Origin of the sequence: Niallia sp. Sow4_A1 (genome assembly GCF_052116745.1) — a bacterium.
Lineage (GTDB): Bacteria > Bacillota > Bacilli > Bacillales > Cytobacillaceae > Niallia > Niallia hominis.
The window spans coordinates 30,030-42,747 of sequence record NZ_JBQKKM010000002.1 but is presented as its reverse complement, the minus strand read 5'-3'; the positions used below and the strand labels follow the sequence as shown (position 1 = coordinate 42,747).

Here is a 12,718-nt window from a genome sequence, read left to right as displayed (position 1 = left end):
TCTCCGTTTTGATGACTTACGGGTGCTTATCCCAAGGTTCAATTTGGCCAATGGTTAGTATCTTCTTCTTTTTCTTAATCGCTTCAATGATTCCATCTGAAATTTCCTTATTTGTTAACCACCTTGAACGGGAACCCTCTGTTACAAATCCCAATTGAACTTGATAATATGAACAACCCGTAGGCATTGTAACTTCTCTCTTAATTTTATTTAGATCTGAACTACTGCCTAAAACATGGAATAACTCCCATTCACTTTTACTAATTAAAACCTCTTTCGCTATTATATTAAGTGCATTTGGAGCAGTAGAGTGAATCCATGCTACTACAATATCAATAGCACCATTTTTATTTATTGTTGCATGCACTTTCTTTTGTAATTCATCATGATTACTATAATCAACAAATAGTGGTGTGACATGACTATCTAAGTCTGTTTGTTCTATTAAATCCTTCATCCGATCAGAATTCCTAGCGATGATTGAAACATGATACCCTTGTTCTAATAACCAGAGTGATACCCCTGATAACATACCTGTTCCACCAACTACTAATGCATGCTTCATTAATTTTCCTCCCCATTATGATACAATTTTTATAATAACTAAGAAGGTGATTATGTGAGTTCAACAAAACTATTACTAGAAAACAATAATGGAGTTTTCTTATATAAAAAAGATTTCGGCCAAGAAAGCAACTGGCGTTCAGATAATTATTATAAATTTATTTACTCTTTAATGGGAACGATAGATTACCAAACGAACAGAAGTCAGCTTACCCTTCATAATCAACATTTTATTTTATTCAACCCACTAGATGAACATAAACAATTAGCAATAGACGATAGGAAATTTTTAATTGAATTAAACCCTTCTTTTCTTAATGAGGTTTCTCAAGCTCTCTATCCTGTTCACAATGATATCCAGTTTGCTACACATATCCAGAAGAACTCTCAAATTTCAAATTGGGTTAGATTTGTATTAGATTTCGTACAACTTGAAAAAGATGACACAAAATCTATGGAAATATTTTTGGAACACAGTTTCACTCAATTGGCTTTAATGTTACTGAAAAGTGCTGTTGGAACCCATACACAAGATATAAATTTAAATACCTATAAAACAATAGATCCACAAATTTATAAAACAATATTAGCTTTAAAAGAAGATTATCAGCATTCTTGGACCTTGAATGAGATGGCAAAAGTAGCGAATTTAAGTAAATTTCAATTTGCCCATTACTTTAAAGACATCTTAGGGATTTCCCCATACTCTTGGTTACAAACTTACCGAGTCGTCAAAAGTCAGGAAATGCTAAAAAAAAAATATAACACTGTATTAGAAATTGCAATGGACTGTGGTTTTTCATCTGTTACTGTTTACAATCAATTATTTAAGCGATTATATGGTATTACTCCTGGCGCTTTTCGAGAAATGGTTAATAAGTAAATACCTGAACAAATAACCATCATAATTCCGCATATTAAAAACAAGATTCTTGTAGACAAGAATGAAGAGATGAATCCGAATACTCCAAGAGAAACAGCATTTGATAAATATAGAAGAAATGCATTAAAACTAAAGCCCCTACCTAGTTTTTCTACGGGAAGATATTTCTGTAACAAATATACTCGTGATAAGCCAGATATAGGTAAGCCTATTGCTGCAACTAATATCCCTATAAAAAACATTGGAAGGCTATACGCAAATCCTAAAAGGAGAATGCCTATACCCCAAATCAGTGAGCCAAAAAGATAAATTTTCACACTTAACTTTTTCCAAATTAATGGGATAAGCAGGTTAACTGCAATTACAGCAGCACCATACCATCCTAAAAGTAAGCTGTATAATTCCTCTCCATTTGGGGTTGTTTCGATTAGTTGCAGTAATAAACCGACTTGCCATACCCAGGTATTGAAAAACACAATGATTACTGTAACTATAAATATGGTTCGAATTGTCGTTTGTTTTTTCACCCAAATTGAAAAATCCTTTATTGAGATAAATATATCACTTATTTTTCTTTGATTTGGACTTTCGCCTGTTATATTTTTTTCTGTAAATTGAATTTTATAAATAAGAATAGCACTTATAAGATATGTTAGTGCATCGAAAGTAAAAAAGTGGATAATGTTAATGGTATTCATTAAGCCTACACTAACAATAGGTCCTAATACAGTAATGCCCCTTGTAACTATGTCAAGCAAACTGTTAACAGAAGATCTTTCCTCTTCCCTTGTAATAATGGGTAATATAGCCCTATGAGCAGGATTAAAAAAACAGCCTAGACACTGAATAAGAAAACTCACTATTATTAAATGCCAATAGTTCAGCAACTCTAATTGTTGAAATAGCACTAATGATAATATTAGAGGTACTCTTATAAGATCGATTATTATTAATATCCTTTTTTTATCTACCCAATCAGCAATTACTCCCCCGATTAATCCAAATAAAAGATAAGGGACTACTTGTGAGATTGCAACACCAGTTGTATGTATACTTGATTCTGTCATCTGATAAGTTAAAAATAGGAAGGCTAACCCAGATATAACATCCCCCAAACTAGAAGTCCCAGCTCCTAACAAGTAAAATAATACATTTCTATTATTTTTTATAATTTTTAAATACACATTAAATCACCTCTTCCCTGAGTGTACTTTTTATTTGAGGTGATTTCTTTACTAATCTTGCTAGATTTTCTTGCAAGATTATAATGTACTTACCAATGTTTATTTTTAACCTTGTACTAACCTGCCCATTTAGTTCAATAACTTCTACATAAAAAATAGCGTTAAACCTTCTAGAATTAACGCACCAGTTAGCTGAAGAAAAAATAAAATAAATGTTATTATCCCTCTACTTCTAACTTCATCATCGCACCATAATACTGTTGTGAGGTCGTAAAACAAATAAACGCAACTAACTCGCTTATTTCCTTCTCAGAAAAACAACCTTTTAATACATTAAAAACAGAATCTGGTATATCCCCTTTTTGTTTTAGAAAAACTTCTGCAAATCCGACTGTCCTATCATTAAAAACGATTTAATCATTTTTTTCATCCTTTCTTGCTATTTATATTTAATCATTGCCTTCCATTCTTTTGATTCAGCATTTGATTAATTCTTTAATAGTATGGTTGTTTGAAACTAGATTTTGTAGACATTCCTTGAATGCAAAGTCTACCAAAAAACGATTAGTCTAATTAGACAGCGAAGTGTATTCTGGCTGCGGGTCATAGCAACAAACTTTACGAAAACAGCCAAGAAAAAAGACTGCAAACTCCTGTATTTGAGCAAGGTTTTTACAGTCTTTTCTGCAATCATTCGGCAAAAGTACTGTTAGAAGTGAAAGGTAAACTTCCCAATCCAATACTACTTTCGTTACTTTTTTCATTCTAATTTTTGTTTTTTGGGTATGCCCCTTTTATTTCTGCAATTTTCCGCACGAAATGGGGCGCCGGTCTTTGGGGTTTTGGCTTGTAGAGATTCAGACCGCCCCTACTCTTTCTTGTGGAAGTTTTGGTTTTGTATTGCTAACCGTTATACAAAAGCATACAATAAAGAAAAAAGAAAGGTGGAATGATTTATGGCAGCTAAAACTGCAAATGTCCTCGCTCGTGTTGAACCAGAAATAAAAGAAAAAGCTGAAGCAATCATGTCACAATTAGGAGTGCCTGCTTCTGTTGTCATCAATATGCTTTACAAACAAATCATCATGACAAAGAGCATCCCATTCTCTCTCTCCATTCCCACTGCACCTATTGCTCTCGATGAAATGGATGCAAAAGAATTCAATGCCATGATGCATGCTGGGTTTGAAGATGCAAAAGCGAACCGTTCTCGTCCTGTAGCCGATGTATTTAATGACTTAAGACGGGAATTATAATCGATGGCTGAAACCTACGTTGTAAAAATCACAACACAGGCACAAGAACAGCTACATCAAATTACACACTACATTGCTTCTGAACTAAAAGCCCCAGATACAGCACTGCATCTATTGGATACGTTAGAGGATGCGATTTCCTCTCTCTCCGAATTTCCACAGCGAATTGCCCTCACTGAAGAAGAACCATGGCACAACTACGGAATTCGTAAAATGCCTGTTAAAAATTTTCTAGTCTATTTCTGGCTAGACGAGGATCATTTAATTGTTCAGGTAACCGCTGTTGTTTACGGAAAACGTGATCTGATTCGTCAGCTTTCACAAATGGATATGGAATAAAGTGAATATAAAAAACCCTTTCAACGCTAACTTGAAAGGGTTTCTATTTATTTCCTCATAAAGCATTCATAATCTACCTTGAAACAAGGTTTGACTCTTCATAATATCTTTTTTCGTGATGGGGAAGTGTTTTCAGTATTTGAACTCTTGGAATCTGTCCTCAGTCATTGTCTTTCTATCTTGGCACGACTTACATAACGGTTGCCAATTGGTTTCATCCCAAAACAATTCTTAGTAACCTAGATGGCGAACACTATGGTCGACACCCATGTAAAGTTCATGTTCTTTTTTGTTCATAGCTACTTCGATACGATTACTTATTTTCTCTGACATCTTGAGAAAATCCACAGCTTTCATAGATATACAAATATCAGAAATCAGATCGACTCCAGCAGTGCCACTGCCTCCACGTGCGTAGAGTGCTAGGTGTAGACAAATCATCATAATCAATACTTCAGAGCAGTGGAATCCACCTATATTCAGCATATAAGATTGCAAGTCTTTTATTTTCCAGGTTAGAAATACCCCTTTTCCTGTGGTTCCGTTGGCTCGAATTAGGCAAGGATTTAGCATTTGATAAACGAGTGGAGCAAATACTCATTTCAGCGTGTCAAAAATCCAATTACACAACGGTTGAGATGTTACGTAGTGCATAAAGAAAGACCTCTACAAAGAGGTCTGCTTAAACATTTTGTGTATCTACTTTTTTAAAACTCATTACTAAAATGAATGCAAGGATATACACTGCTGACATTAACAATGAGAAAGTCTCATAATTTATGTCAAATAGGGAATTCACTCCAAATAACGGTGTTGTGAACATCAAATAAAACGGATACTGAATTGATGCTATCATATCCAAAATAGCGTATTCCATCATAGTTCCTTCAAACATTTTAATGACATATACAACTAAGCCAGATTGAAGCCAAATATTAAGAATGCTTTTAACCCTTTATTAGATTTACCACTATTAGACGCTTTTTTAATGAATATTAGCAAAGCGATTAGAAACAAAGCCGTAGCAAGTAAATTAAAAATACTCATAGTTGAATCTGGATGTTTCAATGACGGGACTAAATTTGTTGAAAAAGCAATTAGATATGAACATAAAAGCAAAATAAACAATTTTAATTTCATTTTATTACCTCCCTCTGTATTGATTTAGAAATCTGACTATTAAGTTATATACTTATTCCTTTATGGCAAATTTAACTCAAAAAACAACAATCTTTGAGAAAACAGCCTATTCAAAAAAAGCCAGTTAATTCATTAAGAAAAGAGCTTCTATTTATTTATATTTAATTTGTTATTTATTGAGTAACCTACGATATTGAGGATTAGTATATAAATAGGGAAATATAAAATTCCACCAATTGCTAATATACCAGCACCGTAGCCTGGATTATCCATCTCATTAGATATTGGGAAAAACGCTGCTACTAAACAAAACAAAAGAATAAAATACGGAAACCAAAGAATAATTGTCCAAAAGTTTGACTTTCGGTACTTCAACCATCGCTTTGTTAAAGTGTATAGCAATACTGTACCTAACAGTAATACACCAACAGTTGTAATTATGACAAATGTGTTTACTGTACCGAGATTTAGACCTGTTAGCCTACTGATTCGATATACATTAAACATGATCTCAATAGGAAAAGTTATTAACAATGCATAAAGTAAACTAATAACATTTAATTTTATAAAATAAATATAATTTGGTGTATGAAGTTTATTAAGTTCGGTACCAAGGATTATTGGATTCCCCATTTGTTCAACAGCTTTTTCCTCTGCCTCCACCTCACTAATACCTTTTTCCATCCACTTACTTTTGCTATTATTCAAATGATATTCCAATTCAGTTCTAACATCTCTTTTAGCTTTTTTTGATTTTATTTGCTTCATAACCTCATTTAAAAAGGCATCTCTTTTCACATTATCACCCCTCAAATAAATGTTTTAATATAAATCCTTTTTGAGTCCCGTTTTTCTCTGCATGTTGTAACACTTTTCTTCCCTTTTTACTTGTTTGATAATATTTCACATCTGTTCCATCCCATTTGGACGTTAAGAAGCCGTTCTTTTCTAAATTATGTAAAAAAGTGTATAAGCAGCCTTCTTTATCTTCATACGATTCAATTCCTCTTGCTCGTAATAATTGAGTTAAATCATATCCTGTTCTTTTATTTAAGAGAAGTTGTAAGACTGCAATAAGGGTGATATCTTCTCTTTCGTTTTGTTTTTTTATCTTTTCGTGAACTTGATTTCGAAGTCGGTTAGAAAAATTTATTTGTTCAAAAGTTGTATTATTCATTTTCTGACGTAACTCTTTTAGTCTATCCTCCATGTACACTATCCTCCAATTCTTGCTTTAGAAGTTCTTTCGCTCTTCTAAGACGTGTTTTAACAGTATTTTGCTTTACTTGAATGATATTTGAAATTTCCTTAATAGTTAACTCTTCAAAATAAAACAAATAGATAACTTCACGATAAATAATCGGTAAATTCATTACTGAAGACACTAATCGATCTTCATCATCTTTACGAATTACCATCACTTCTACACTTTCTCTTTTTTTCAAATCAAATACATTTTCATTTTTAACATTTATTACATTTTTGTTATACCAGCTCTTCAAATAGTCCTTACTATGGTTAATTGCAATTCTCCACAACCAAGTTCTAATTGTCGATTTTCCTTTAAATGTATGTAATGAGTTATAACATTTCACAAAAATATCTTGAGTTAATTCCTCCGCAATCTCTTTGTTATTTACATAGGAATAAACCAGTTGTAATATCTCTTGTCCATACATAGTCATAATATTATCAATAAGTTCTGTTTTATCTTCGATTTCAATTACTTCAGCTGTCAATTCTTCCACAAATAAACCTCCCTTTAAATAAATAGACGATGCACTTCTTAATAAGTTTGTATTTCTAAAATTTTTTATCTTGTAGGTTTATGTTAATAAGTACAAAATGAAATAAGCGTATCTACTTACGGATACGCTTATTTCTCACTTTCACGTTAAACTGATTCGTTAGTGAAATAGCGACTTTCATATTTTACTTAACGCACCCTTTAGCTTAAAAGCCATAAATGGTATTTTTTTATCATCGTAATATATAGTCACCTGAGTATTTTTTATTTAAGTAAGCTAATATCCCTATACAAGCAAATCCCAAAATAATGTATGTCATAATAAAAATCCATAGATCTGGGTTATACCAGTGCTCTATTTGTCCCATTATTGCAATGAAAATACCAAGAAAGATATGCGTTTTTCCAACTCTTTTCAAATTGCTTGGCAAGTTCTCTTTAGAAATACTCTGTATAGTGCCTTCCGAAAGAAACAAATTGGGTTTTCTTGCGTAGTGTTCTACAATGCCTTTTACTACAAAATAAATCCCTAAAAATAATTGTGCAAACATTTCCTTCTCCCTTTATTCATGTTTACATCATATTTAAAAACATACTAACAAACATCTGAGTTTCCTCAACAATCCTGCACCGTTAGTGCAATTAGTCTCTTTACTAATTTTACCATACAAACCGTCTTGATAATACTAAAAGCAGTGCGATTTCGGGTGTGAAATTCACTGCTTTTACTTGTTTCTATATATGCTTTTTCCTATGTGGGTACTCCAAAAGAGAACGGCTTAGCATACACTGAGATTCTTCTTATAATTGCAAAACAAGTTAACTCTTGGAAATTTTTGAAGACTATGTGGTTATTCATAAGGAAGGATTTTCATGTGGATTATTTGATGAGGGAAAATGAATTAGTGATAAATTCCTCGATTTTTTCAAGTTCATTTTCAGTTAAGGTCTGATCCTTTGCTTCTTCTCGATGAATGTAGGGATGGGATTTCTTACAGTTTTCACAATATGGCCATTCGGCATAGGAATAATACTTTTGTAAAGTCCCATTTTCAGTTAAGTATATTGCTTTACTGAAAGTTAACTCACTTTCTGCTCCCTTTTCAATGAGATACGTTGTTGAAAAGACCAGATAGCCTCTTAAATATGTTCCGGCTGCTTTTTTAAAGTAATCACATTCATTAACGTGCTCAAATCTTTCATGACCCTCCTTAACGATTGAAGGTAGTTGATATAATCTCATTGCCAAATCAATTGTTTCTTCTAGTTGTCTACCATACTGTTTTTTCATTTTTCTTTCTCCTTTAAATGTGGAATATAGAAAGCAACTCGTCCTATTCCTCCCGAATTCAACTCCATTTTATGCAATCGCCTTTAATGAAAATGATTTTTGTGGTATGACTTTGTTTAAGAGGTAAGTTATTCATAAACATACTCAGAAAGGGTTGCATCTTGAAGAAGAATGAAGGTTTTATAGTATGAAAAGAAGTGGTTTGTTTCTTTCTGTATAGTAATCTTACAACTTATAATTATCCAAATCAAAATTCTTATGCTCTACCCTCCCCAAAAAATTCTTTTATTTTAATTGAGATTTAATATCTACAAAAAATCATTATGTATATATCCTAACTCTTCATTAAACTCATAGCTAAAACAAGGAATAAATATTGATGAAACTAACCTTCCCGAACCGTCAAAGCACTTAGGTACAGTTATATCGAAAGAATTTTTATCTATAATATATTAACTTGATTAAAAGAAAGGGGTTGTGTATATGGATAAAGACACAATCATTACAATGACACCAGCAAAAAGAGTTCAGGAAGTCAATAAGATGTTAAAACGTCATACTCTAGCGGAACTATATGAACTCCTCGAAATCCCATCTGGAGCATTTAGTAAACTCATGAGAGAGGGCGATTACCTGTATCATCAAGCAGACAAACAATACTATCCATTTGTTCGTTCCGAGGAGGAAAGGGTGAAGAACCCACAAAATGGAGAAAGTGATGAAATAGCCTTCATCAAAAATCATGTAGATACCTTGAAAAAGGTGATTCAGCAGTTTGAAGAACATGGGCTTTTACTTCTTGATAAACGCATCTACAGTAAAGATGCAGAGTTCGTCAATAAGAGTGTCCGAATGAATAATGCAATTTACGAGGCTTTTAGCGGATTTTGTGAAGAATATTATCCTCACCTAAAAACTCAAGACGTCATCGCACAAGCACTAATTGATGCAATGACTAGGTATAAAGCAGAAAACGGACGAGAGTAATAAAATGCTCTCGTCTTTTTGTGGTATTTTTTCATAAAAAATGTGTCTATTGCGTTGGGTACAACACATTTTAGACACCTTCAATGTTATTTTTAGACTTTGAATGGATTTTTCAAGCAATTGGGGAAATCGGTGCGATTTTTCGGAATGAGAATGGGGTTAATTCCGATACTTTCAATATCACGAAGATATTTTCGATAGGTGGGTTTAGACATGTGTTTCTTTGGCGTATCAATACTGCCCTTGGAGATTTGAACGAGGAATGCACGAAGGTCATCTTTTTTATTTTTAGAGAAATGACTGTTATCAATGATTTTTTCCCCCTCGGTGATCTTATAATAATCACCTCGGTGAACAATTGGCAAAACATGCTTTTCCATGTAGGCTTTCCATAATTGGTACGAAAAGTAGCTCCTTAATTCCTTTGGTCTGCCTTTACCTTTGTCTTTTCTTTTCATGCTATTTAGGTGGCTATTCTTCAGTCTCAGTTCGTATCTTACCACATTTTCTTCGTATGATTGAATTTCTTCACCATTTGCAATCCGTTCTACTTCTTTGTCATAAATGTTCAACTCAACACTATTACATTTGTGGTATTGCGAAGTTTCGTATTTAATAGGGTTGCCATTTTCATCCTTACCCCATTTAATTTTTCTCTTGTAAGCATATTTAGCTGTGTATTTTTCAAGTAGATGAAATAACAGCTCCCTGTCCTTTGGATTCGGCACTACAACATCCATTTTGTAGTCTATTCTCTTGAGTGTATGGGAGTCAAAGTACATGGAATGCCCAAAGTGGCGGATAAGAAATTTTCGAAGATCTGATTCTACCAAATCGTAATCTTCCTCTAAAATCTCTCCTTTGTCCAACATTTTAACAACATCTACTTTCAAGTGTAGATTCCAGTTTCCATCCGCACGACAACTAATCCAGGTAACTGAATAGGCAGGGAATTTCTTATTTACTTCACCCTTTAGTTTTGTAACCGCAGCCCCAAAGTAATCATACTTGTTGAGGTTAACCCCGTACATGGAAAATAGGTGTTGAATATCGGAATATTCTACGAGCAACATCATTTCAAATGTGTGTATCATTGTAAAACCATCTCCTTTTTTTTAGTTCATGGGAGCAAAGAAAGCCTTTGTTATCAAGGGTTCACTTAGTTTTGTTTTTCCCGTCCCTAACTAATTTATATGACTTCCCAACACATTGATAAGTACCAATGTGATTGTTAAGTAAAGCATCCTACTGAAGTTGTAAAGAAAATATTCATCAATGTCCTCACAAACTCATTCAACAACATTACAGCATGTACATAATAGTAAAGGTTCAGTATTTTCCTTTTGTCTAGTAGATTACAAGTATATGTTTACAAGAAAAAACCGTAAAAGCTGTATGCTTACGGTTTCGTTTATTGGCTATCTCATTCCATATACAGCCTTTTGGGTAGGGGTTGTTATTCTATGTACTATTGATACAACCTCGAACTTAATAATTTTGATTTATATCATGATCCCAATTATGATATAAACATAATAAGATTTTCACAATGATTGGAAGTGAATTTATCTCGAAAAGTAAATCACCAATTATCATTCCACTCGAACACCCTCAAACCATATGACTTTGAATTCTCTCACTCGATTGTTTTAAAATGAGAATTACAAAAAAATACAACAGGAGGAAAACATCATGACCCTCGAAAGATTCTTCAATAATCAATCTCCCATTACCCTCGAAGACATTTTCCAATCCATTTTGAATGAAAGAATTGACGCACTCATTAAGGAATTCTATGATAATACTAAGGTGAATTCCACTGACTCTTCTAATGAGAAAGGAGAGGATGTGGCATGAGATCAGCAATTTACATTCGTGTCTCAACAAACAAAGAAGAACAAAAACAGTCCCTTGAAAACCAAAAAGAACTGTTTATGAATCTATTATCTGAGAAAGGATGGGACTTATTTGATATATATTTAGACATTGAGTCTGGAACGAAATCAAAGAAACGCCCTGCCCTAAAACGGATGATTGAAGATGCAAGAATGAAGAAGTTCGACATTATTTTGGCAAAGGAATTATCCAGATTAGCCAGAAATGGACAATTATCTTATGAAATTAAAAATCTAGCAGAAATTCAAGGTATACACATCCTCACCATGGATGGTGCTATTGACACACTATCGGGAAATACTCAGATGTTTGGACTATACGCTTGGATGTATGAACAAGAATCCCAAAGAACAAGTGAACGTGTGAAGACTGCTCTACAAATCAGAGCAAAGATTGGTAAATTTAAGGGTTCCATACCGCCCTATGGATACTATGTTGAAAATGGAGTTTTAAAAATCAGAGTTGATTCTACTCCTGATGTCGTGCGTCGAATATTCAACTCTTATCTTTCAGGTAAAGGATTTGACAGAATTGCGAGGGAGCTATTAGAGGAAGGTATAGCAACTCCTTCTGAAATTGCAGGGAAGAGAAATTCAAGTTCACTATGGCATGGGTCTACAGTTAGAAAAATACTAGAAAATCAACATTACATCGGTAATCTAGTTCAACAAAAGGAAACTTCCATTAGTGTAACAACGGAAAAACGCAAAAAAATTGATCCTGCAAATTATGTTGTCATCGAAAACACACATGAGCCTATTATCTCCAAAGATGATTTTCATGTTGCTCAACAGTTAATCTCTGAAAGAAAACGTAAACGACCATATGCTAAAAAACACCTCTTCACAAATATTTCCTTTTGTGCTGATTGTGGTAAGAGTATGCACTATAAAGCCAATCGTAAGGGATATATTTGTGGGGCATACAATAAGTATGGTCATACAAAATGTTCAGAACACCATGTAAGAGAGAATGAACTGATTGAAGCAATTTCAAATGATATAAAGCAAATGTTTTCAGCACTCTCTACAAAATCTATTCAAAAAGACATTGAGAAAAAGGTTGCAAACTTCATTCAGCGGGATCAAAAACAACTCACTAACATTCTCAAGGAGATAGAAAACATAAAGAAAGATAAAACAACTGCACTTCGCATGAAAATACGTGGTGAAATCCAAGATGAGGAATACAGATTGCTCATTGAGGATAATGGTATCCAACTCGCTAAACTAAATGAGGAAAAGTTAAAATTAGAAAAGGGATTACTTCAACAAAAACAAACAATTGATTTTACAAAACTAATCCAACAAATTGAACAGTTTGTTCAAAACCCTGTTCTTGACGAAGAAATACTTCACAAACTAATAGAAAGAATTGAAATAAAAGAAGATGGGAGTCCGAGAATCCATTACCGATTCTCGGACCCTTATA

General features: G+C 33.3%; 14 protein-coding genes and 3 pseudogenes. 7 read left to right on the top strand and 10 right to left on the bottom strand.

The window, feature by feature from the left end; genetic code table 11:
- Positions 1-16: 16 nt before the first annotated feature.
- Entirely contained in the window at positions 17-565 is a 549-nt protein-coding gene (locus ACTQ5K_RS01425; RefSeq protein ID WP_031537202.1) for a short-chain dehydrogenase, read from the bottom strand.
- A gap of 54 nt (positions 566-619) precedes the next feature.
- Between ACTQ5K_RS01425 and ACTQ5K_RS01420 the strand changes: the two genes are divergently transcribed.
- Positions 620-1,447, top strand: coding sequence for an AraC family transcriptional regulator (locus ACTQ5K_RS01420; RefSeq protein ID WP_231512540.1), 828 nt, complete (start codon positions 620-622; stop codon positions 1,445-1,447).
- On the opposite strand, the gene ACTQ5K_RS01415 is transcribed toward ACTQ5K_RS01420, so the two are convergent.
- Both ACTQ5K_RS01415 and ACTQ5K_RS01410 read right to left on the bottom strand, forming a co-directional pair.
- Positions 1,384-2,631 carry an MFS transporter gene (locus ACTQ5K_RS01415; protein WP_441993322.1) on the bottom strand — a complete coding sequence of 416 codons (1,248 nt, stop codon included), beginning with the start codon at positions 2,629-2,631 and terminating at the stop codon, positions 1,384-1,386. The genes ACTQ5K_RS01420 and ACTQ5K_RS01415 overlap by 64 nt on opposite strands.
- A 218-nt stretch (positions 2,632-2,849) precedes the next feature.
- Positions 2,850-3,023 (bottom strand): annotated as a pseudogene (locus ACTQ5K_RS01410) (carboxymuconolactone decarboxylase family protein); the annotation flags it as partial.
- 564 nt (positions 3,024-3,587) lie between these two features.
- Between ACTQ5K_RS01410 and ACTQ5K_RS01405 the strand changes: the two are divergent.
- From ACTQ5K_RS01405 to ACTQ5K_RS01395, 3 genes and pseudogenes are all read left to right on the top strand, one after another.
- Complete coding sequence (locus ACTQ5K_RS01405; protein ID WP_031537205.1) at positions 3,588-3,887, top strand: type II toxin-antitoxin system RelB/DinJ family antitoxin; 300 nt, start codon at positions 3,588-3,590, stop codon at positions 3,885-3,887.
- Positions 3,888-3,890: 3 nt separating this feature from the next.
- A complete protein-coding gene (locus ACTQ5K_RS01400) occupies positions 3,891-4,226 on the top strand; it encodes a type II toxin-antitoxin system RelE/ParE family toxin (RefSeq protein WP_048718977.1) in 336 nt (111 codons plus the stop codon).
- 536 nt (positions 4,227-4,762) lie between these two features.
- Positions 4,763-4,882: pseudogene (locus ACTQ5K_RS01395) on the top strand (IS1595 family transposase); the annotation flags it as partial.
- Between the two features lie 256 nt (positions 4,883-5,138).
- Here ACTQ5K_RS01395 and ACTQ5K_RS01390 read toward each other — a convergent pair.
- From ACTQ5K_RS01390 to ACTQ5K_RS01365, 6 genes are all read right to left on the bottom strand, one after another.
- Positions 5,139-5,366 (bottom strand): hypothetical protein, encoded by a 228-nt coding sequence (locus tag ACTQ5K_RS01390; RefSeq protein WP_441993319.1) that lies wholly within the window; start codon positions 5,364-5,366, stop codon positions 5,139-5,141.
- Between the two features lie 147 nt (positions 5,367-5,513).
- Positions 5,514-6,164 (bottom strand): permease prefix domain 1-containing protein, encoded by a 651-nt coding sequence (locus ACTQ5K_RS01385; RefSeq protein ID WP_441993317.1) that lies wholly within the window; start codon positions 6,162-6,164, stop codon positions 5,514-5,516.
- Positions 6,165-6,168: 4 nt separating this feature from the next.
- Positions 6,169-6,576 carry a PadR family transcriptional regulator gene (locus ACTQ5K_RS01380; RefSeq protein ID WP_441993315.1) on the bottom strand — a complete coding sequence of 136 codons (408 nt, stop codon included), beginning with the start codon at positions 6,574-6,576 and terminating at the stop codon, positions 6,169-6,171.
- Positions 6,566-7,114, bottom strand: coding sequence for a sigma-70 family RNA polymerase sigma factor (locus ACTQ5K_RS01375; RefSeq protein ID WP_441993313.1), 549 nt, complete (start codon positions 7,112-7,114; stop codon positions 6,566-6,568). The genes ACTQ5K_RS01380 and ACTQ5K_RS01375 overlap by 11 nt, the downstream gene beginning before the upstream one ends.
- A gap of 232 nt (positions 7,115-7,346) precedes the next feature.
- The gene (locus tag ACTQ5K_RS01370; protein ID WP_441993311.1) at positions 7,347-7,664 is read right to left on the bottom strand and encodes a hypothetical protein; all 318 of its coding nucleotides are present in this window, start codon (positions 7,662-7,664) and stop codon (positions 7,347-7,349) included.
- 329 nt (positions 7,665-7,993) lie between these two features.
- Entirely contained in the window at positions 7,994-8,404 is a 411-nt protein-coding gene (locus ACTQ5K_RS01365; RefSeq protein WP_441993309.1) for a hypothetical protein, read from the bottom strand.
- A gap of 483 nt (positions 8,405-8,887) precedes the next feature.
- Here ACTQ5K_RS01365 and ACTQ5K_RS01360 point away from each other — a divergent pair, with 483 nt between their 5' ends.
- Complete coding sequence (locus tag ACTQ5K_RS01360) at positions 8,888-9,391, top strand: hypothetical protein (protein WP_441993307.1); 504 nt, start codon at positions 8,888-8,890, stop codon at positions 9,389-9,391.
- Positions 9,392-9,483: 92 nt separating this feature from the next.
- Here the strand turns inward: ACTQ5K_RS01360 and ACTQ5K_RS01355 are convergent, their stop codons facing one another.
- Positions 9,484-10,485, bottom strand: coding sequence for a hypothetical protein (locus tag ACTQ5K_RS01355; RefSeq protein WP_441993305.1), 1,002 nt, complete (start codon positions 10,483-10,485; stop codon positions 9,484-9,486).
- 598 nt (positions 10,486-11,083) lie between these two features.
- Here ACTQ5K_RS01355 and ACTQ5K_RS01350 point away from each other — a divergent pair.
- Both ACTQ5K_RS01350 and ACTQ5K_RS01345 read left to right on the top strand, forming a co-directional pair.
- Complete coding sequence (locus ACTQ5K_RS01350) at positions 11,084-11,248, top strand: hypothetical protein (RefSeq protein WP_441993303.1); 165 nt, start codon at positions 11,084-11,086, stop codon at positions 11,246-11,248.
- Positions 11,245-12,618, top strand: a pseudogene (locus ACTQ5K_RS01345) (recombinase family protein); the annotation flags it as partial. The gene ACTQ5K_RS01350 and the pseudogene ACTQ5K_RS01345, both read left to right, overlap by 4 nt.
- Between the last annotated feature and the right edge of the window lie 100 nt (positions 12,619-12,718).